At 29.4% G+C, this 21,978-nt stretch carries 16 protein-coding genes and 1 pseudogene; 14 read left to right on the forward strand and 3 right to left on the reverse strand.

Annotated elements, in window-relative coordinates; all coding sequences use genetic code 11:
- The first annotated feature begins 21 nt into the window (after positions 1-21).
- From KGF45_RS07930 to KGF45_RS07990, 13 genes and pseudogenes are all read left to right on the forward strand, one after another.
- A pseudogene (locus KGF45_RS07930) lies at positions 22-1,440 on the forward strand (YfcC family protein).
- A gap of 315 nt (positions 1,441-1,755) precedes the next feature.
- A complete protein-coding gene (locus tag KGF45_RS07935; RefSeq protein WP_227828235.1) occupies positions 1,756-2,874 on the forward strand; it encodes a C45 family autoproteolytic acyltransferase/hydolase in 1,119 nt (372 codons plus the stop codon).
- 153 nt (positions 2,875-3,027) lie between these two features.
- Positions 3,028-3,897 (forward strand): AraC family transcriptional regulator, encoded by an 870-nt coding sequence (locus KGF45_RS07940; RefSeq protein WP_227828236.1) that lies wholly within the window; start codon positions 3,028-3,030, stop codon positions 3,895-3,897.
- A gap of 379 nt (positions 3,898-4,276) precedes the next feature.
- Positions 4,277-4,822: a PTS glucitol/sorbitol transporter subunit IIC gene (locus KGF45_RS07945; RefSeq protein ID WP_227828237.1), complete on the forward strand. Its 546-nt coding sequence runs from the start codon at positions 4,277-4,279 to the stop codon at positions 4,820-4,822.
- A gap of 12 nt (positions 4,823-4,834) precedes the next feature.
- Entirely contained in the window at positions 4,835-5,848 is a 1,014-nt protein-coding gene (locus KGF45_RS07950; RefSeq protein WP_227842154.1) for a PTS glucitol/sorbitol transporter subunit IIB, read from the forward strand.
- 220 nt (positions 5,849-6,068) lie between these two features.
- A complete protein-coding gene (locus KGF45_RS07955; RefSeq protein WP_227828239.1) occupies positions 6,069-8,042 on the forward strand; it encodes a BglG family transcription antiterminator in 1,974 nt (657 codons plus the stop codon).
- 50 nt (positions 8,043-8,092) lie between these two features.
- On the forward strand, positions 8,093-8,452 hold the full coding sequence (locus KGF45_RS07960; protein WP_227828240.1) for a transcriptional regulator GutM: 360 nt from the start codon (positions 8,093-8,095) through the stop codon (positions 8,450-8,452).
- 28 nt (positions 8,453-8,480) lie between these two features.
- Positions 8,481-8,837: a PTS glucitol/sorbitol transporter subunit IIA gene (locus KGF45_RS07965; protein WP_227828241.1), complete on the forward strand. Its 357-nt coding sequence runs from the start codon at positions 8,481-8,483 to the stop codon at positions 8,835-8,837.
- 38 nt (positions 8,838-8,875) lie between these two features.
- Positions 8,876-10,168 (forward strand): NAD(P)H-dependent oxidoreductase, encoded by a 1,293-nt coding sequence (locus KGF45_RS07970; RefSeq protein ID WP_227432625.1) that lies wholly within the window; start codon positions 8,876-8,878, stop codon positions 10,166-10,168.
- A 459-nt stretch (positions 10,169-10,627) separates the two neighbouring features.
- Positions 10,628-11,266 carry a helix-turn-helix transcriptional regulator gene (locus KGF45_RS07975; protein WP_227828242.1) on the forward strand — a complete coding sequence of 213 codons (639 nt, stop codon included), beginning with the start codon at positions 10,628-10,630 and terminating at the stop codon, positions 11,264-11,266.
- A 6-nt stretch (positions 11,267-11,272) separates the two neighbouring features.
- Complete coding sequence (locus KGF45_RS07980) at positions 11,273-12,115, forward strand: pyruvate, water dikinase regulatory protein (RefSeq protein ID WP_227432627.1); 843 nt, start codon at positions 11,273-11,275, stop codon at positions 12,113-12,115.
- Positions 12,116-12,178: 63 nt separating this feature from the next.
- Positions 12,179-14,806: a pyruvate, phosphate dikinase gene (gene ppdK / locus KGF45_RS07985; RefSeq protein ID WP_227842155.1), complete on the forward strand. Its 2,628-nt coding sequence runs from the start codon at positions 12,179-12,181 to the stop codon at positions 14,804-14,806.
- A 227-nt stretch (positions 14,807-15,033) separates the two neighbouring features.
- Positions 15,034-15,279, forward strand: a complete 246-nt coding sequence (locus tag KGF45_RS07990; protein ID WP_227432629.1) for a hypothetical protein — start codon at positions 15,034-15,036, stop codon at positions 15,277-15,279.
- A 165-nt stretch (positions 15,280-15,444) separates the two neighbouring features.
- On the opposite strand, the gene KGF45_RS07995 is transcribed toward KGF45_RS07990, so the two are convergent.
- The 3 genes from KGF45_RS07995 to KGF45_RS08005 are packed head-to-tail and all read right to left on the reverse strand — an operon-like array spanning position 15,445 to position 21,143.
- Positions 15,445-16,761: a TolC family protein gene (locus KGF45_RS07995; protein ID WP_227828244.1), complete on the reverse strand. Its 1,317-nt coding sequence runs from the start codon at positions 16,759-16,761 to the stop codon at positions 15,445-15,447.
- A 22-nt stretch (positions 16,762-16,783) separates the two neighbouring features.
- Positions 16,784-19,915 carry an efflux RND transporter permease subunit gene (locus KGF45_RS08000; RefSeq protein WP_227842156.1) on the reverse strand — a complete coding sequence of 1,044 codons (3,132 nt, stop codon included), beginning with the start codon at positions 19,913-19,915 and terminating at the stop codon, positions 16,784-16,786.
- Between the two features lie 4 nt (positions 19,916-19,919).
- Positions 19,920-21,143: an efflux RND transporter periplasmic adaptor subunit gene (locus KGF45_RS08005; RefSeq protein WP_227842157.1), complete on the reverse strand. Its 1,224-nt coding sequence runs from the start codon at positions 21,141-21,143 to the stop codon at positions 19,920-19,922.
- A 250-nt stretch (positions 21,144-21,393) separates the two neighbouring features.
- On the opposite strand from KGF45_RS08005, the gene KGF45_RS08010 reads away from it, so the two are divergent.
- Positions 21,394-21,879 (forward strand): MarR family winged helix-turn-helix transcriptional regulator, encoded by a 486-nt coding sequence (locus tag KGF45_RS08010; protein ID WP_227828247.1) that lies wholly within the window; start codon positions 21,394-21,396, stop codon positions 21,877-21,879.
- The last annotated feature ends 99 nt before the right edge of the window (positions 21,880-21,978 follow it).

The following is a 21,978-nucleotide window of genomic DNA, read 5'->3' on the forward strand; positions in this document are numbered from 1 at the left end:
TCTAACAAAGGGGATTAGGCTATGACTAATAAGAGTGAGAGCAAAAAGAAAAAATTAGCATTCCCAGATGCATATGTTTTGATGATAGGTTTAATTATATTTGCAGCAATTATGACCTATATTGTTCCCTCTGGAACCTATAACAGAATAGAAGATTTAAATAATGGAAATATGATTGTACAAGCGGGAAGCTTTACATATGGAGAACAACATCCAGTTAGTTTAATAGACTTGTTTAGAGCTATACCAAGTGGGCTTGGAAAAAATTCTGTAACAGTTTTCTTTGTACTTATTATTGGTGGTGCATTTGGTATAGTAAATTCTACAGGTTCATTGGACGCATTAATTGGAAGGGTTATCTCTAAGAGTCAGGGAAGTAAAAGAGGGGAAATTATTATTACTTGCTTAGTACTTACTTTTTGATTAGCTGGTGGAGTTGTAGGTATGTATGAAGAATGCATAGCATTTTTACCAATTTTGATGACATTATGTATAGCTTTAGGTTATGATGCTTTAGTGGCTGCGGCTATTCTCTTATTGGGACTTGCATCAGGATATGGTTCAGCTACAATTAATCCTTTTACAGTAGGATTAGCTCAAGGTATTTCTGGATTACCACTTTTTTCAGGAATGTGGTTTAGATGGATATTTTGGATTTGTACAATGATTTTACTTTCTGCATATATAATTTCTTATTGTAAAAAGATAAAAAAAGACCCAAGTAAAAGCTTAGTATCAGATATTGATTATAGTCACTGGCAAATTGATGAGTCTTCTGTTGGGGATAAGTTGTCTTCTGGAAATATTAGAGTATTAGTTACATTCTTTGGAGGGATACTCGTTCTGATGATATTGATTATAAAATTTTCTTTAGGAATGTCAGATTTATCAGCTTATTTCTTTGCTCTAGGAATTTTATGTGGAATAGTCTATGGTATGAGTCCAAATAAAATTGCTTCTGGATTTGTAAAAGGAATGCAAGAGATGGTCTATCCAGCTATTTTGATAGGATTTGCATCTAGTATAGTAGTTATATTAGAGCAAGGAGTAATTTTAGATTCGATAGTTCATGGATTGTCATTAGTATTAAATTATGTTCCTAGGATTTTTAGTGGAGGAGCAATGATGATTATGCAGTCTGTAATCAATTTCTTTATACCTTCAGGTACAGGTCAAGCTATGGTAACTATGCCACTTATGGCTCCACTTGCAGATGTTATTGGAATACCTAGACAAGTTGCAGTTTTAGCTTATCAAATGGGTGATGGATTTGCAAATGGAATAGTACCAACACTAGGAGTTCTTATGGCTGGAATATCTATTGCTCATATCCCTTATACAAGATGGTTTAAATTTGCATCAAAGATAATACTTATGGAATTAGTTTTAGGGTTTGTATTTTTGATGATTGCAGTACAAATTAATTTAGGTCCTTTTTAGATAATAAATATTTTTATAGAGGCTTTAAAGAAAGAATATATTAAAAGTTGAGTCTTTTAAATTAAAATATATTTTGCTAAATTTAAATTAAATAGAATCTCGAAAATAAACGGTGAACTTTGTAAAGTTCACCGTTTTAGTTTACTATTTTTTATTTAAATGTGTATTTATAACTTTGACTAGTTTAGTAATGTCTATTAATTCAGAAATAAGTTCATTTATTATTTATAAATTTGTTATAGCAAAAAATATCATGAAAAGATATATTTTAGGTGCTAAAATCAAATATACATAGATACTAGAGGAGGAAGATATATGGAAACTTTAAAAGTAAGAAATATTGAATTATGTGGAACGAATTATGAAATAGGATATGAACTTGGAAAATCAATTGTAGATATACCAGAATTAATAGGAAGTCAAATTGGTAAACCTAATGTTTTAACTAAAGAAGAAGAAAAGTATATGAAAGAGATATTTGATAAATACTGCCCAGGTCTTAATGAAGAATTACAAGGTTTTGCTGATGCTATTCATGTAAATCAGAATCAAATTTTATACTATACTATGACATATCTTAGACCCGGTTGTAGTCAAGTTGCACTAGCACCAGAATTAACTGAAAGTGGTCATGTACTATTTGCACGTAATTTTGACTTTTCACACAAGATGGAGGATTTTGTGTTATGCGAAACTAAGGTAACTGGGAAATATGCACATATTGGGACTACAGTAATGCAGTTTGGTAGAACTGAGGGAATGAATGAATGTGGTTTAGGTGTAAGTCAGTCATCTTGTGGTTTACCTGTAGGTAATTCAGAAGGACTGAGAAAGCCAGCTATTGTAGGTTTACAATTTTGGGCTGTTATTAGATATTTGTTGGAAAACTGTAAGGATGTAGATGAAGCATTGGTGTATATAGAAGATATGCCAATAGCATATAATATTAATTTATTGATTGCAGATAAGTCTGGAAATATTGCACTTGTAGAAACTTTAGATGGAAGAAAAGAAGTAAATAGAATAAATAAGGCAGAAGACAAAAGAGAATCATTTTTACATTCTACAAATCATGTCCATATTGATGAACTTCATAAATTTGAGCCACAATCAATGAGCAATTCTATTCATAGATACAAATTAATTAAAGAATATATAGAGAGTTCTAAAAAGATTGGTGAGAGAGATTTAATGAATTTATTGACTTCAAAATATCCACAGGGTCTATCTTGTAATTATTATAATGATTTTTTTGGAACTTTAAAAAGTATAGTTATGGACTTAAATACGGGAAAATTTAATATCTTATGGGGGGGATTAGAAGATAATGGATGGAATAGTTACTATCTAAATGACAATTTTAAGTGTACAACGCAACTTATAAATATAAATATAGAGAAAGTACCAGCTGATTTTTTTAAATTAATTGAATAAGAAATATTCTAATTATCTTAGATAGTTATAGTATACAAAATAAAAGTGCTGTATTATGTTGAATTGTTTATTATATTTTAGTATAGTAAACAAAATAGTATTACTTGAAATATTATAATATTTGAGAATATTAAAGAGGATAGAGGTATAATATTGGATTACTTAAAATATTTTGAAAAAGCTATAATATATATTGAAAATAACTTAAAAGAAGATATAAGTGTAAATGATGTAGCAAAAGAATCTGGATACTCGTATTATCATTTAACACGTTTATTTAAGTCCATGTTTGGTGAGAGTGTAGGAAGCTATATAAAAAAAAGAAGATTAGTTAATAGCTCAAAAGAACTTTTATATAGTGATAAAAAGGTAATAGATATAGCAATTGATAGTGGTTTTGAATCTTCAGAAGCATTTAGTAGAGCATTTAAAGCTATATACAAGGTCAGCCCTATAGAATATAGAAAAAATAGAATAGATGTATTTGTTGGGAAGAAGAAAAAGCTAGAATTAGATTTTATGAAACACTTAGTCGAGAATGTAACAATCAAACCAGTTATAAAAAAGATAGATTCAATAAAAGTAATTGGTATAAGAGATAAAGTAATATTAGAAGATGACTCATTACCTAGCTTATGGGAAAGATTTAGAGAAATACATCATATGGTACCAAACACTTTGCCATCAAATAGAGCATTTGGAATTTGTGAAGCAGCTCCACAAATACATCTACTTAGTGAAACTATGGAATTTAACGAAATAATAGGGCTTGAAGTTAGTAGCTATGAAAGTATACCAAGTTTATTTGTTTCAAAAAATATTGATGGAGGAAAATACGCTGTATTCACTCATACTGGTAGCTTGGACAAGCTAGATAAAACTTATGAATATATATGGGGAACTTGGTTCTTAAGCACAAAGGAAGAAATTGATATAAGAGATGATTTCGAAATATATGATGAAAGATTTTTAGGACCTGATAATGTAGATTCACAGATTGATATTTGTATACCTATAAAATAACTGTAAATAAAACTAAAAATAAATTGAAATAGAAAATAGATGCTCAGAAAAGGGCATCTATTTTTTTATTTATATCAGCTATAGACGATTTTGATAATAAAATAAATAAAAACAAGTTCTTAAATTTTTAAGAAAAATTTAAAATATAGTCGAAATAAAATTTGTATATTTCTGAAAATTCTAATTAGTACAACTTTTTCCTTTGCAAAGTTGAAAAAAGATGTATTAATTTATCAAAAATATTATATTAAAATGATATTAATCAAACAAAAACATTTATAATAATAGTATATCTTACAGAAAAAGAATGTAATTTGTAGAATTAAAGCTGGTTAATCAAATTAAAAATTTAAAGAAATTATAGGGAGGTTATAATCTTATGGAAAACGTTATTACAGGTCTAAGTAAAGGTGCAGAGTGGTTTATTGGTTTATTTCAAAAGGGAGGAGAACAATTTGTAGGTCTTATTTCAGGCACTCTTCCAACCTTAATTGTTTTAATGGTAGCTATTAACTCATTGATTAAAATAGTTGGTGAAGAAAGAGTAAATAAATGGGCTTCTAAACTTGGAAGAAATGCTTTTACAAGGTATACTTTACTTCCATTAGTGTCAGTATTTTTCTTAGGAAATCCTATGTGTTATACATTTGGTAGATTTCTAAAAGAGGAACATAAAGCAGGATTTTATGATGCAGCTGTTTCATTTGTACATCCAATTACAGGACTTTTCCCACATGCAAATGCAGGAGAACTTTTTGTATGGCTAGGTATTTCAGCAGGTTTAACTACATTAGGTAAGGAAACAACTACATTAGCATTATGGTATTTTATAGTTGGTCTAATTGTGATTTTTATAAGAGGTGTAGTAACAGAAAAAATGTATGCATTTTTAACAAGAAAAAATAAAGTAACAAATAAGGCTTAGGAGGGATTTAAAATGGATGAAAATAGAATATTAAAAATAGAAAAGGGAACTTCTGGTTGGGGAGGACCTTTGTACATAAAAAAAGAAGCAACTAGAAATAAAATATTGTCAATGACTGCTGGTGGTATTCATGAAGTGACATTAAAAATAAAAGAATTATTGGATTGTGAGGTTATAGATGGATTTAAAACTGGAATTCCTGATGAAGAGGTGGCAGTAGTTATTATTGATTGTGGGGGAACAGCAAGATGTGGGGTTTATCCAAAGAAGAAAATACCTACAATTAATGTAAATCCAGTGGGAAAAACAGGCCCTTTAGCAAAATTTATAACTGAAGAATACTATGTATCAGATGTTAATACTAATTGCATAAGTATTGTAGATGGGGAAGAAACACCAAAAAAATCTCAAGAAAATAAAAAAGAAAGTCAAAGCTCTATTAGAAAGCCTGATAATTATAATGAAGTAAAATCAAAAGCTCAAGAAGAATATGCGAAGAAAAACATAATACTTTCTATTGGACAAGGAGCAGGACAGGTAGTATCAAAGTTTTATGATGCAGGTAGAGATACTATCCAAATGATAATGAATAACGTAATACCATTTATGGCATTTGTAAGTATGCTTATGGGAATTATATTGGCATCTGGGTTAGGTGATTGGATTGCAAAGGTAATATCACCACTTGCAGGAAATATTGGTGGCTTGTTAGTTATATCAATAATTTGTACACTTCCATTTTTATCACCTATATTAGGCCCTGGAGCAGTTATAGCACAGGTAGTAGGTACTCTTGTAGGAACACAAATTGGTCTTGGTGCAATACCAGCATATTTAGCACTTCCTGCTTTATTTGCAATAAATGGGCAAGCTGGTTGTGACTTTGTCCCAGTAGGATTAAGTTTAGGAGAAGCAGAACCAGAAACCGTGGAATATGGTGTACCAGCATTATTTTACTCTCGTTTAATAACTGGGCCAATATCTGTCATTATTGCGTATGGAGTCGCAGTATTTGCATTGAGATAGTATTTAACATTACTATAAGATTTAAACTTGATTAATAAAATTGTAAATACAAACTTAAGCTAGTCAAAATTTTAGTTAATGAAAGACTAGCTTTTGTATTATTAATTAGGAGTGATTATTGATTTAGATTAATACTAAATTTTCCTCTAGCAAAGTGAAATTTTATGTATTAATTTGGTTTCAAGTTTGTACTAGAATGAAATCAAGGAGGAGATACAAAATGAATGTAACTGAGAAAATTCCTTCTATTGACCGCAAAATATTTAAGATATTGATTATGTGTAGTAAAAAAGAGTTTGTAAGTATTAATTCAATAGCAGACGAATTGAATGTTACAACTAGAAGTGTAAGAACATATATAAAGCAATTGAATAAAGATTTAGGAAGTGACATAGCAATAATAAAATATATAAAAGGTCAAGGCTATAAATTAGAGATAAAAGATAAGCGAATACTCAATAAGATTATTGATGTGAATAAAAAAAGTGTATTTTCATTAAATTCAAAGGAAGATAGGGCAGAGTTTATACTAAATTATTTGATAGAACTAGATGGATTTATTACACTGGATAGTCTAGCAGATGAGATGTGTATAGGAAGAACTACCTTGGTAAATGACTTTCAATATGTAGAAAAGGTATTAAATTCTTATAATTTGAATTTAGTAAAAAAGCAAAATACAGGAATGAAATTACATGGCAGTGAACTTGATATTAGGTTACTTATATTAAATCAGTTGTATAAAGACTCAAGAAAAGATTTAAATAATTCTAAGTACTTTAAATGTATTAAAAAAGAAGAAATTGTAAATTTAGAAGAAGAATTATTGACTTTATTTAAAAATAATAATTTTTATGTTACAGATGAAATGCTCAGAGAAATTTTTAATTATATAGTAGTTTTGATGTATAGAGTAAAAGAACAGAAGATAATAAAAGAGTACGATGTAAAATTTGATTTACTTAAGTCATATGATGAGTATCTTATTGCTAGGGAAATAAAGAATATTTTATCAGAAAAATTTGAACATATTTTAAATGATGAAGAAATTATTTATTTAACTATACCATTAGTAAGTGGAAATGCACCAGCATCAGAATGCGCTTTAAATAGTAGTAGAATTAATAAAAATATTGATGATTTAATGGAAAGCATATTTAATCAGATATATGTTGATATGGGTATTTTTATAAATGAGGATGAATTAAGGGTAGGACTTGGATATCATCTTAGTTTTACACTAAATAGGCTATTATTTAATATAAAATTAAAAAATGTCTTGTTAGAAGAAATCAAACAAAACTATATACTTCCATTTAAGCTGGCACAAATAGCAGGAAAAGTAATAGAGAAAAAATATAATCTAGAAGTCTCAGAGGATGAAATTGGTTATATAGCAATTCATTTCAGTGGATATTTAGAAAGAAATAGTAGTAGATTTTATTCAATTAAGAAAATAGCAATTATATGTGGGACAGGTCTTGGAACAGCAAAACTATTAAAAATAAGAGTTGAAAAGTTGATAGGAAATAATCCTAAAATTGATACTCTTTCAAGTTTTAACTTGAGAAATATTAATTTAGATGAATACGATATAGTTTTTACAACTATTGATTTAGATACATCAAATATAAATACAATAGTATTAAAAATCAATACAATATTTGATGAAAATAAATTGAGGGAAGAATTAAAAACAGTATTATGCCTAAGAGAAGGCAACATAGATACTACTGATTCTCCAAATTTACTAATAAATAATTTATTAAATGAAAATAACTTTATGATATTAAATGAAAAAACGATACTTGCTTCCTTAGAGAAAATGATGGACAATCTTATGGATTTAGGATGTATTGATGATAATTTTAGAAAAAATATAATCAAAAGAGAAGAAAAATCTCCTACAGTTTTTGATAAAGGTTTGTTATTTCCTCATGCTGTAAATGAAAAGTCAGATAAATTTTTAATGGCAGTTGGGATTTTAGAAGAGCCAATAGTTTATGCAAATAGAAGTATAAAAATAATACTTATGACGATGTTTCCATGTGAGGACAAGGTGGATTCAGATTTATTGGTAAAGATTTATGAAGAAGTTTTAAAAATAGGACAAAATGTAAAATTAACAAATAAGATAAGTAAATGTAGAAGCTTTGTAGAATTTAAAAAAGTATTGATTGAGAATATTATATAGGTTTTGTATAGGATTTAAAAAACAAATTAATTTATGAAAGGTGTGTAAATATGAAACTACTTATAATTTTATTTGTTGTTTATGTTTTAAATACTTTATTTGTAATGAAACAAAATAAACTATATTTCAAAGCTTTAAATAAAGCTAAAAAAATGGGCGATATAGTGTCTACAGGAAAAAAGAAAAGTTATTTTTCTAAAGGAAGTATAGCTATTATATCTTCAGATTCAGAGGGATTTATAAAGTGTGGAGAAATTTTAAAAGGTCGCACAGTAATGGCTAAGTTTAAAGAGATTGAAGATATAAAAGGATTAGATATATATAGTGCAGAGCAAAAATTTAAAGATGAAGAAAGTATTGTACAAGCTATAAAATTTATAAAAGAAAAAATAAATATTTCTTTTAATTAATCTAATATAAATTATCAGGAGGGATATCATGAAATATGAAGTTAAGATAAGTGGGATAGGCAGTTTAGTTGAAGAATTAATAAATGAAAGCAACTGTCTTATTATATACAATGAAACTATTAATGATGAAGATTTGAAAGATATATCTGTAATTCATTCAATATCAACATTAAAAAGTGATGTTGAAATAGGGGATACACTTACAATAGGAAATCGAGATTATTGTATAGTTTCAGTTGGTGATATTGCTCAAAATACTCTTAGAGAAATTGGTCACTGTACAATTAAATTTGATGGAGAAGATAAAGTAAATTTACCTGGAGAAATACATGTAGAAATTGGAAAACCAGATATAAAGATTGGAGATTTAATAACTATTTATTAATTTGAAAAAATAAAATTATTATAACAGGAGGAATTGATATGTTAGATTTAAACAGAAAACTTGCAAAGTTAGAAGAAGAAGGTAAAAAAATAAAAGTAGCTCTTATAGGTGCTGGTCATATGGGTAATGGAATGGTAAGTCAAATGGCAAATATGAAAGGAATGGAAGCATCTATTGTTGTAGATATAAATCTAGAATTAGCTCGTAAAGCATTTACTGATGCAGGTATAGAAGAAGAAATTATAGATAATGTAACAAATGAAACAGATGCAGAATTAAAATTACAAGAAGGAAAAGTATTAACATGTAATGACTTTCTTGTAGCTTGTAAAACAAAGTCAATAGATGTAGTTATAGATGCAACAGGAGGTATTGCAATTGGTGCAGAAATAGCACTAAATGCTATTTTAAATAAAAAACACATAGTAATGTTAAACGCTGAAACTGATTGTGTTGTTGGGCCAATACTTAAAAAATTAGCAGATGACGCAGGAGTAATATTTACAGGTTCTGCAGGAGATGAACCAGGGGCAGTAATGGGTCTATTTGATTTTGCAGATGCAATGGGATTTGAAGTTAGAGTAGTAGGTAAAGGTAAAAACAATAAATTAGATTTAGACTGTAATCCTGATACTGTTAAAGAAGAAGCAGAAAGAAAAGGAGCTTCACCTCATATGATAGCTTCTTTTAAAGAAGGTACTAAAACAATGGTAGAAATGGCTTTAATGTGTAATGCAACTGGATTTGTACCTGATGTAAGAGGTGGACATGGTATTGAAGCTACAGTTAATGAAGTACCTAAGAAATATGCATTAAAGAGCGAGGGTGGAGTATTAGATAATTATGGTGTAGTTGATTTTGTAAATGGTATAGCACCTGGTGTTTTCGTTGTAGTTGCTCATAAATTAAAAGCAGTTAATGATGAATTAAAATACTTAAGTATGGGTGATGGACCTAATTACATATTATATAGACCATATCATTTATGCAGTTTAGAAACTCCTTTATCAGCAGCAATGGCAGTTTTAGAGCATAAGGCTACAATAGTGCCTAAAGCTGGATTAGTTGCAGAAGTTATGACTATAGCTAAGAAAGACTTGAAAAAAGGTGAGTATATGGATGGATATGGTGCATATACATGCTATGGTACTATAGAAAAATATGATGTTGCAAAAGAAATGAATGCTGTGCCTATTGGTTTAATTAGTAAAAAGACTAAGGTTATTAAAGATATTAAAAAGGGTGAAGTTATAACATATGATATGGTAGAGATAGAAAAAGATACTACTTTATATCATTTAAGACAATTACAAGAAAAAATATTTGGATAAAATTTATTGCAGAATAATATAATATAGATGATGTTATTTAAAAGAGGGTTGATGGTTATTTTAAAATCAGCCCTTTTAAATTTTTTTATATTTTTTGAGAGGGTGTTTTACTAAATCTTATTTTATAGTTTGTTTACAGTTGCAAATCTTACTAGTAGGTTTAATTTAAATTAATTCTGCAATTTTATATTCATATTTAAGACAATATAATTAAAAATTTTAATATAAAATGAATTAAATTAGCCAATTATGTATTATAATATTAACTGTAATACTAATATAGTTCTATTAATTAAAGAAATATCCCCCATTAATATATAATAAATATCTTTAAGCAAAAGAACTTAGTAAAAAATATATCGTATTCAGTAAAAAATCTGTTTACAGAATGGTATATATAGTTATATAATATACTATATAAGATACAAAAAGATAAAAAGTATAGCACAATGAAAGAAGGTGATTATTATTCAGCTTAATGAAAGACAACTAAAAATAATAGATATAGTTAAGGAAAATGAACCAATAACGAGTGAAAGTATTGCCTCCAGCTTGAATGTGACTCGTGCTACACTTAGATCTGATTTAGCTATATTAACAATGACAGGAATACTAGATGCAAGACCAAAAGTTGGATATTTTTATTCAGGAGTTAGTGAAATTAATCTAATTGGTAAAAGTATAAAAGAAAAAACAGTAGAAGATATAATGAGCATGCCTGTACTAGCTAAGAAAGATGAAAGTATATATGATGTAATAGTCACTATGTTTTTATCTGATGTAGGGAGTATAGTTATTATAGATGAAAATGAAGAATTATGTGGAGTTGTCTCTAGAAAGGACTTATTAAAAGCAACTATAGGAGGTTCTGATATAAATAAGATGCCAATAGGTATGATAATGACAAGAACCCCAAACGTAGTTACTTTGAATAAGGGAGCGAGTGTTTTATTGGCTTCAAAAAAAATAATAGAACATGAAGTAGATTCGATTCCAATTGTTGAATATAAAGAAGAAGACAAAAATCATATGAAGGTTGTTGGGAGAATATCAAAAACCAACATAACTAAGCTATTTTTAGAAATAGTTGACAATTAAGGAGGTATGCTGGTGAAAAACCTAATTATATATGCAGTATCAGACTCAGTAGGGGAGACTGCACAACAAGTTGCAAAAGCATGTATGTCACAATTTTATGTAAATGAAACTTATGAAATAAAAAGATTTCCATATATGATTAATAAGGGAGTATTACTTGAAACGTTAGAAAATGCAAAAGCTGAAAACGCTTTGATTGTATATACATTAGTTGATGAAGAATTATGCAGTATTGTTGAAAGATATTGCGAAAGAGAAGGTCTTAGTTGTATAGACTTGATGACTGATATATTAAGAGAAATAAGTAAAAGAACTGGAAGAAAACCTAAAAGAGAAGCTGGTATAATCAGAAAATTAGATGAATCTTACTTTAAGAGAGTTGAGGCTATAGAATTTGCAGTAAAATATGATGATGGAAAGGACCCTAGAGGAGTTCTTCAAGCAGACATAATTTTAGTGGGAATATCAAGAACATCTAAAACCCCTTTAAGTATGTATTTAGCTAATAAAAATATAAAAGTAGCTAATGTACCATTAGTTCCAGAAATACCAATTCCTAAAGAAGTATTTGAAATAGAAACTAAGAAGATAATAGGTCTTACTAATTCACCTGAAAAGTTGAATGAAATAAGAACTCAAAGATTAAAAGCTTTAGGGCTATCTAGTAAAGCTAATTATGCTAACTTAGAAAGAATACTTCAAGAGTTAGACTATTCAGAAGAGATAATGAAGAAAATTGGATGCCCAGTAATAAATGTTTCAAATAAAGCAATTGAAGAAACTGCAGGTATAATTTTAGACATAATGAAAGAAAATGGTCTAAAAATATATAAAGAAATAGAAATTTAATAAAATGTCTAATAATAAAAATGATATAAATTAAAATAAAAAAGATTAATGGGGGATTTAACAATGGAAACTAAGTATGTTTATAGTTTTGGTGAAGGAAGCAAAGACATGAAATCTTTACTAGGAGGTAAAGGTGCCAATTTAGCAGAAATGACTAAGATAGGCTTACCTGTCCCTCCTGGGTTCACTATAACAACAGAGGCATGTAATGACTACTATGTTAATAATGAAAGTATAAGAGCAGAAATAATAAAAGAAATAGAAGCACATTTAGCTACTTTAGAAAAAGATTTAAACAAAACATTAGGATGTAATAAGAACCCACTATTAGTATCAGTTCGTTCTGGTGCAGTATTCTCTATGCCAGGAATGATGGATACAATACTTAACTTAGGTCTTAATGACAATAGTGTCATTGGTCTAGCAGAAGCTACACAAAATGAAAGATTTGCATATGATAGTTACAGAAGATTCATACAGATGTTTTCTGATGTTGCTATGGAAGTGCCAAAATACAAATTTGAAAATGTACTAGATAGAATAAAAGAGGCAAAAGGATACACAGTTGATACAGAACTTACAACTGATGACTTAAAAGAAATAGTAAAAGAATTTAAGGCAATATACAAAAAAGAAATAAAAAGTGATTTTCCACAAGACCCAAAAGAGCAATTAATGCTTGCTATAGAGGCAGTGTTTAGATCATGGAATAACCCTCGTGCAATCGTATACCGTAGATTGAATGATATAGCTCATAATTTAGGAACAGCAGTAAATATTCAATCAATGGTATTTGGTAATATGGGAGAAACTAGTGGTACAGGTGTTGCATTTACTAGAAATCCAGCTACAGGAGAAAATAAATTGTTTGGTGAATTCTTAATGAATGCTCAAGGTGAAGATGTTGTTGCAGGTATAAGAACTCCTCAAAATATATCAACTCTTGCTGAAGTAATGCCAGCTGTATTTGATGAATTCGTAAAAATTACTCATATACTTGAAGGTCACTATAAAGATATGCAAGATATAGAGTTTACTATAGAAAATGAAAGATTATATATATTACAAACTAGAAATGGTAAAAGAACAGCAGCAGCAGCAATAAATGTAGTAGTTGATTTAGTTGAAGCTGGAATAATAGATGAAAAAGAAGCTATAATGAGAATTGAGCCTAATCAATTAGACCAGTTATTACATCCAAAATTTGAAGATAAAGCTTTAAAAGAAGCTAAAGTTATAGCAAAAGGTTTACCAGCATCACCAGGTGCAGCAAGTGGTAGAGTTTACTTCAATGCTGATGATGTAGTAAAAGCAAATGAAAAGGGAGAAAAAGTAGTTTTAGTTAGACTAGAAACATCTCCAGAAGATATAGAAGGTATGGTTAAGGCTGAAGGAATTCTTACAGCTAGAGGTGGAATGACATCACATGCAGCAGTTGTTGCTAGAGGTATGGGTAAATGTTGTGTTGCTGGATGTGGAGAAATAAAAGTTGATGAGTTTAACAAAGAAGTAAGAGCTCTTGATGATATAGTTATAAAAGAAGGAGAGTACATTTCTATAGATGGTTCTACAGGAAATGTTTACTTAGGAGATGTTAAGAAAACAGAAGTTTCTTTAACTGGAAACTTTGAAAAACTAATGCAATGGGTAGATAAGCATAAATGTATGATGGTTAGAACTAACGCAGATAATCCTAGAGATGCTCGTGCAGCTATAGAATTTGGTGCTGAAGGTATAGGTTTATGTAGAACTGAGCATATGTTCTTTGATGAAGAAAGATTACCAGCAGTTAGGGAAATGATATTATCTAATACAGTAGAGCAAAGAGAAAAAGCTCTTGAAAAAATATTACCAATGCAAAGAGAAGATTTTGTAGAGTTATTCAAAGTTATGGATGGAAAGCCAGTTAATATAAGATTACTAGACCCACCGCTACATGAATTCTTACCTCATGATGATGAAACTATAGAAGAGCTTTCAAAATCTATGGGAATAAAAGTAAGTGATATTAAGAAGAGAATAGTTGACTTAGATGAATTTAACCCAATGCTTGGACACAGAGGATGTAGACTTGCAATAACTTATCCTGAAATATGTGTAATGCAATCTAAGGCAATAATACAAGGTGCTATAGAAGCAATAAGAGCAGGTGTTAAAGTATCTCCAGAAATAATGGTTCCATTAGTTGGAGAAGTAAATGAGTTAAAGATAATAAGAAAAATGATAGTGGAAACTGTTGATGCTATAATAAAAGAAGAAGGAGTAGAAGTTCCTTATACTGTAGGTACTATGATAGAAATACCTAGAGCTTGTTTAACAGCTGATGAAATAGCACAAGAAGCAGACTTCTTCAGTTTTGGTACTAACGACTTAACTCAAATGGCATTTGGATATTCAAGAGATGATGCTGGTAAATTCTTAGGCCAATATGTAGATGAAGAAATATTAGAAAAAGACCCATTCCAAGTACTAGACCAAAATGGTGTTGGTAAGTTAGTTAAGATGGGAGCTAAATTAGGTAGAGAAGTTAAACCAGAATTAAAACTAGGAATATGTGGAGAGCATGGTGGAGAACCATCTTCAGTGGAGTTCTGTTATAGTGTAGGACTTAACTATGTATCTTGTTCACCATTTAGAGTGCCAATTGCTAGACTTGCAGCAGCTCAAGCATCTATAAAAAATCCTAGATAATAATATATTATAAATATATAATTAAACTAAAATATTATATCCCCTATACATCAATGTATCAAATAGAGTATTTGTAAATTGAGTATAGGGGATTTTTATTTTATATTATTATAAAAAATATAATTTATATTATAGTAGGTGAAACGTTATTTAATTATGTTGCATATATTATTGTAAGAGAGAAATTTCAACTAATAATTAAATTGAGTTTACTGGAGGGGATAAAGTTGACAAAGTGTCCTAAATGTGGAAAAGAAGTATCATCACGTCCAGGTAGTATATGCCCACGATGTGGATTTAAAGTAGTAGAAGAGAGTCTTAAAATGAGATGCCCAGAACCTAGCTGTAGAGCATTAGTATCTAGGAAGTTAGACTATTGTCCTAAATGTGGATGTAAGCTGAAAGGATATAATATTTCAGAATTTGTTAACATGGTCAGATGTAAAATAGATGAAACATTTGATAAAAAGTAATTAAATTCAGCTTTAGACTTTATTTTGTGGTGAAGAATATATGTGTTCTTAGAATCAATGATATTTTAGTAAATAGAAAAAGAGTTGAACTAATAATAAGCCAACTCTTTTTCTATTTTATTGAGCAAATTTATTTTAGTAAATAAATGTTTCTATACAACAGTATTACTTTTTACTTCCATCACTAAGTATCCAAGGTTTTTCTATACCATTTTTTAATGAATTGTAGTTTACAATAAGTGTATCATAGCTATTTTTGGCATCTTCATTGCTTACTACTTGTTTTTTATAGTCAGTTAGAGTAATCAATCCTAAATCATATCTTAACTTAGTATTTTTTAATTGTTTTTCCGATAATTCAAGCTGTTTTTTAGTTGTTCCAATTGTATCTTCTAAAGCAAGTAATTGTGCATAGCTATCAATCAAGCCTTTTTTTAGAGCTTTTTTACTATCCTCTAGTGTAACTAAGCCATTTTCAGTATTATATTTTTGTTGAAGATAATTTGCATATGTAGTAAGTCCAGCAGCATAAGTCTGTCTTTCGTTGTTATACTCAGCAACATCTATTTTATATTGCTCTAAATCTTTTGCATATTTCTCCATAAGAACCTTATATTCATCATCAGTTAGACTACCTTGTTCTGGTTTTGTAGGAGCAACTGGTCTTGTAAGGTTAGGTCTATCTGGTAAATCTGCCTTATTTTCATCATCATCATTAAAACTTTCTTCTGTACGTTCTAAAATCAATTGGTCATACTTTAAGTATTCATTAACCTTACCTTCCATGTATGAATCAACTGAACCACCCACTCTAAAAGACTCAAAACGGTATTCTTTATCTAATTGATAGTTGTCTAAATTTATATTAGTCAACAACTTAAAATAATCTTGATTGTTTTTTAGTTCTTGAAGTTTAGCTTTTTGATTATTTTGCAATGTCTGAAGTTCAAGCTCAGCTGATTCAGTTTCTAATGATGTCACTAGACCTAAATCCTTTTTTAGTTTCATATCTTTAATTTCTTTAGCTTTTATCTCAAGATTATTTTTTATTTTATCTAACTCATTTTCTCTTGAGACTAAGTCATTGTACTTATTAGTAATATCATTAGCTATTTGGTCTTCCATAAAATATTTGGCCTGTTCGCTTTGATTTTTAAGAAGTCCAATTTGGTCATATGGAAATGAGTTATCGCTTCCAGTAAAACTATCAAATTCATCCTGTACTTCTAGTTTTTCTTTTAACATTTTTATTTCTTCTGATTTCATCTTTAATTTTTCGCTATTTTTAAGTGCAGCACTAACAGCATCTCTAGCAGTTAAAAGTTCTTTTTCAGCTGTTCTTTTAGTCGAGTCACTTAAGGTAGCATTATCAACTTTATTTATAGAAGAAGTATTATCATTTGCATAGGCTGGCATTAAATTAGCTGTTATTATACCAACACCACATCCAATTGCAATTATTTTACTAACTTTTTTATTCAATACAATCGCCCTCCATTTATATTTAAATTTTAGCTTTTAATTTTGGTTTTTTGAATATCTTTCCTTTTAAATCTCCTATTTTATCTGTTATTTTACCAAATATTTTAGGCATCTTATCTGAAAACTTATTTTCCCACTTATCAAATATTAAATATATAGTAGGGATAAGTACTAGGGTTATTAGTGTAGATACAGTAAGACCACCCATTATAACTACGGCTAGTGGTTGCATTGTTTCTCCACCTTCACCAAGAGATAATGCTGTTGGTAACATACCTAAGATTGTTGTTGCTGTTGTCATTAAAACGGGTCTTAGTCTTGCAGCACAACCAATTGAAACCAATCCAATTAAATCATTGCTACGATTTGCTTTTCTAAGTTGCTCTATGTAGTCAATAAGAACTATACCATTGTTAACAACGATACCAATAAGTAAGATTATACCTAACATACCTACAGTACTTAAACTTTGACCAGTTACCAAAAGAGAAAGTACAACTCCAACAAATGCAAATGGAACACAGAACATTATTATAAATGGTTTACTAAATGATTCAAATTGGGCTACCATTACCATATAAACAAGTGCTATGGCTATAACCATTGAGAATCCAAGACTGGCCATAGATTCATTCATCATTTCTGTTTCTCCACCAACACCAATAGAGTAGTCTTTAGGGATTAGCATCTTGTTAGTTTTTTCTAATGCTAATTTTGTAGCAGTACCAGCATCTAAATTATCAAGTGTTGCAGTTATATTTACAGAAAAATCACCATCAGTTCTTGATATAGACTGTAAACCATCTACCATTTTTATGTCTGAGAAAGCTCCAAGAGGTACTTCATTTCCAGTCGCAGAATTTACTTTTAACTGTTTTATATCCTCTAGATTATCAATACTATCTGCTTTAAACTTTAGATTTACATCGACTTTATAGTCATCAATAGTGGCAGTAGTGACTGAATCACCATTTATTGCAGTACGTAATAATCCTGCAATTTCTGCTGTATTTACACCGTATTCTTGAGCCCTATGTTTGTCTATTGTAAATTGAGCTTCTTGTGTTGTATCTGCAAGAGAAGTCTCTACATTTCTAAATCCTTTTATAGAACTGAATTCTTTTTCAACTTCTTTTCCTAATATCTTTAATACATCCAAATCAGGGCCCTTCATCTCTAATGTGAAGTCTGCTCCTGAAGTTCCGCCCATAACACTACTATTTTGACTTACATTTATTTTACAATCTGGAACAGTAGCAACTCTATCAATTATTTCTTTTTCTATTTCATCAGTAGTTCTCTTTCTATTTTTTTGAGATTCCAATTCAATTGCTATATTTGCACCATTATTATTTGAGTCTGATGTCAAACTTGTTATTAATGTCTTGACTTCTGGAATATCTGAAACTTTTTTCTCTGTCATAGACACATAATAATCATTAGCCTCTAAGCTAAGACCCTTTGGAAGTTCTATAGAAATAGCCAATTCTCCTTTATCTGCTGCAGGCATAAAGTCCATACCTATAAAGCTCATTCCAAATAGAGAAGCTACAAATATAAGTAAACTTGATATTACTACTAATTTCTGATGTCTTAAACATACACTTAGTAATCTTTTATATCCTTCACTTACCTTATCAAATATAGGGCTATCTTTTTCCTTCATTTTTTCACTACTTTTACCTCTACTTAGTTTTGCAAATACACTAGGAACAAGAGTAATTGCGCCTATAAAAGAGAAGGCTAGGGAAGCTATAAGTGTTTTACCTAAAGCCCCAAATGTTATTTTGGCTATACCTTCTGTAAACATAATAGGTAAGAAGATAGCTATAGTGGTCAATGTTGATGCTAATATTGCATTGGTAACAGTTCTTGTACCTTCAATAGCACAATCATCAATACTCAAACGGCCACTTTTCCTGTATTTAAATATGTTTTCAATTACAACTGTAGCATTATCAACAACCATACCAACTGAAATTACCAATGAACTTGCAGTGATAAGGTTTAAACTTTCACCTGTAAAATAGAGAACAGCTATTGCTCCTATTATAGAAATTGGTATTGCAACTGCAACAACTAATGAAGCCCTTACACTTTTTAAGAAAGCAAAGATTACTATAAACGCAATAACTGCACTTATAAGTAAATTGCTCATTACACTGTTTATTGATTCGCTTATGTAAGCACTTGTATCATTAGCAATTTTAATTTTAAATTGTGGGTTTTCTTTATTCAATTCATCTACATATTTATATGCATCTTGCATAACTTTTACAGTATTTGCATCTTGTTGCTTAGAAATATCTATTACTAAACTGCTTTTTCCGTTGTATCTATAAATACTATCTTTGTCTGCAAATCCATAATCTACACTACAAAGAGTATCTAAGTTAACTGTGTTTCCTCCTTTTACAGGAATTTGAATCTGTTTTATATCATCTAAAGATTCTAATTTATCAATTGATCTTAGTACTATCTTATCCTCACCTTGAGTAATTGAACCATAAGGGAATGTTTTATTACTAGATGATAAAATACCTTTTATAGTTGACAAACTAACTCCATAATTTGAAAGAATTGATGGGTCAGCTATTACATTAACTTGAGCTTTTTCTCCACCTTTAATGTCTGCTGATGTAGTACCATCTATAGATTCTATTTTAGGCTGAATTACATCTTCAGCGTATTTTCTTAGTGCTTGTGCATTATTGTTTCCACCAGATATAACAAGCTGACCTATAGCTTGTGCATTCATATCTAATTTTAGTACTGTTGGCTTAGCTGCATCATCTGGTAAGCTAGTTTGTAATGCATCTACTTTAGACCTAACATCGTTCATTATTTCATCCAAGTTGGTTCCAAATTCAAATTGAGCTACGACCATAGAAACACTTTCTTGTGAACTTGATATAGTAGAGCTTACATTTGAAACAGCTGATAAACTTTCATCAACTTTTTGGCTAACTTGTTCGTCAACGTCCTGAGGACCTGCACCTGTCCAAGTAGTCATAACCATTACAACAGGTATTTCTATATCAGGCATTAGATTTATTGACATTTTTTTATATCCAATACCACCAAAAACTATTAAAACTAAGAAGACCATTATGATTGTGAGAGGACGCTTAACGGAAGTATGTGTTAAATTCATAATACTATTTCTCCTTTTCTACAGGAAATATCTTAGTTCCATCAGAAATAAGACTTATCCCTCCAATAACCACTGTATCTTTTTCACTTACACCACTTTTGATTGCTATTTTATCCTCTGTTACAATTCCAGTTTGAACTAATGTTTTCTTTGCTATGTTATCTTTAGTTGCTATGTATATATATTTTTTTCCATTTTCTTCAAATATTGCTTTTTTAGGTACTGTAACAGCTCCATTTTCTTTTTCAACACTTAAGTTTACTTGTGCAGACATTCCTGCCTTAAATTTGTTGTTAGTATTAGTAACAAGTATTTTAACAGGATATAAAGATGTCTGAGGGTCAACTACTGAGGGAACATAATCTATCTTTCCTAAAACTCTTTGATCTTCAATGACAACATCTACATTGCCATCCTTTTTAAATTTAGCTATATCTGCTTCTGCTACATTTAAGTCTACTTCTAATATATTAGGATTAGAAATAACAAAAGCTGGTTGTGATTGTGTTATCATCTCTTTTGAGTCAAAGTTTTTGGCTGTGATTGTTCCATCTACTGGAGCTTTTAATGTCAACTTATCTAAGTTACTCATTGCTAAATTATATGATACTTGGGCTTGGTCAAGTTGTTTTTTAGCAAGTGATTTAGCTTGAGGTATACTTTTTGAAGTTGCTGTATTGTATGCCCTTTGTGCAGAATCTAGTTGTTGTTTTGATTGCTCTAAAGCAACTTCTATTTTTTTGAATTGGTCTAAACTAATTACTTCCTGCTCATAAAGAACCTTATTATTGTCATAATTTCTTTGGGATTCATCATATTGAAGTTTTGCGCTATCAAGAGCTGTTTTTGCTTGATTTACTTGAGCTTCTAATGCACCTCCAGTGGCACTTGCATAACTTGCTTTTGCTAAATCCAGTGATGCTTTAGACTGTTTTACACTGTTTTCTAGATCTTCACTGGTTATACTCAATAAATCATCACCTTTTCTTACATTTTGCCCAAGTTTTACATAAACTTCTTGAACTGTGCCAGCAGTTTGAGCAGTAACTGATGTCTCATCTTTAACTTTTGTAGTTCCTGAGAAAGCATTTGTATTTTCTATTTCTCCACCTACTGCCTTTTGAACAGAGACTGCTATAGGTTTTTCTGGTTCAGGTTCATCTGTTTTTCCACATCCAACTAAGAATAGTGAACTACACATTAAAAAAACTACTAAATATCTTTTCATATATCCTCCTATTATATTTTACACTAGCTTGTTGTAGAATTTAAAGTGTCTTATAATTTAAGTTTAGTTTTAGGCTAATTAAAAAACTTCCCTTTTTTGGCATTTTATAATTCTCTAATTTGATTATAAATTTATAATTATTATGAGTCAATAACTTTTTCTTGTTTTAAATTTATTAATAGTTTATAATTTATACTATAATAGATAATGAATATTTTATTACAGTATTTATTGAAGGGATGTTACAAATATGGATAATGATAATATACTTAAAATAGCGGACTCTTTTTTAGACTTTTTATTTGTACTTCAAAATAATATATTCAAAGAAAACGATTTGTTAAAAAAATTTCAAAACAACTCAGATATGATGAAAGAGTATTTTGGAGAATGTCCAATGGCTCCATCACATGCAAAGGTAATTCTTTATCTTATGACATCAAACTCATCATCAATTTCTCAAATAGCTTCTAATTTAGGAATATTAAAATCAAATATGACACCAATTATTGATAGATTGGTAGAGCATGATTTAGTAAATAAATTTCCTGACCCAAAAGACAGAAGAGTTCTTAGAGTTGAATTGACAGATAAAGCATTTGAATTATTTGATATTGTACAATCTATTCTTAAAGAGTCTATAGTAAAAAAACTATCAAATCTTTCTGATGAAGAGCTAACTTTATTAGATGAACATACACTTAAACTATCAGAAATAGTAAAAAAATTAGTTTAAATGTACATAGGAGAAGCTATCATTATAAAGTTGAATTTTTACACAAAGCAGAAATAGCAGTAGTATAATATATCTAATATTATACTACTGCTATTTCTG

Source organism: Clostridioides sp. ZZV14-6154, from assembly GCF_020657785.1.
GTDB lineage: Bacteria > Bacillota > Clostridia > Peptostreptococcales > Peptostreptococcaceae > Clostridioides.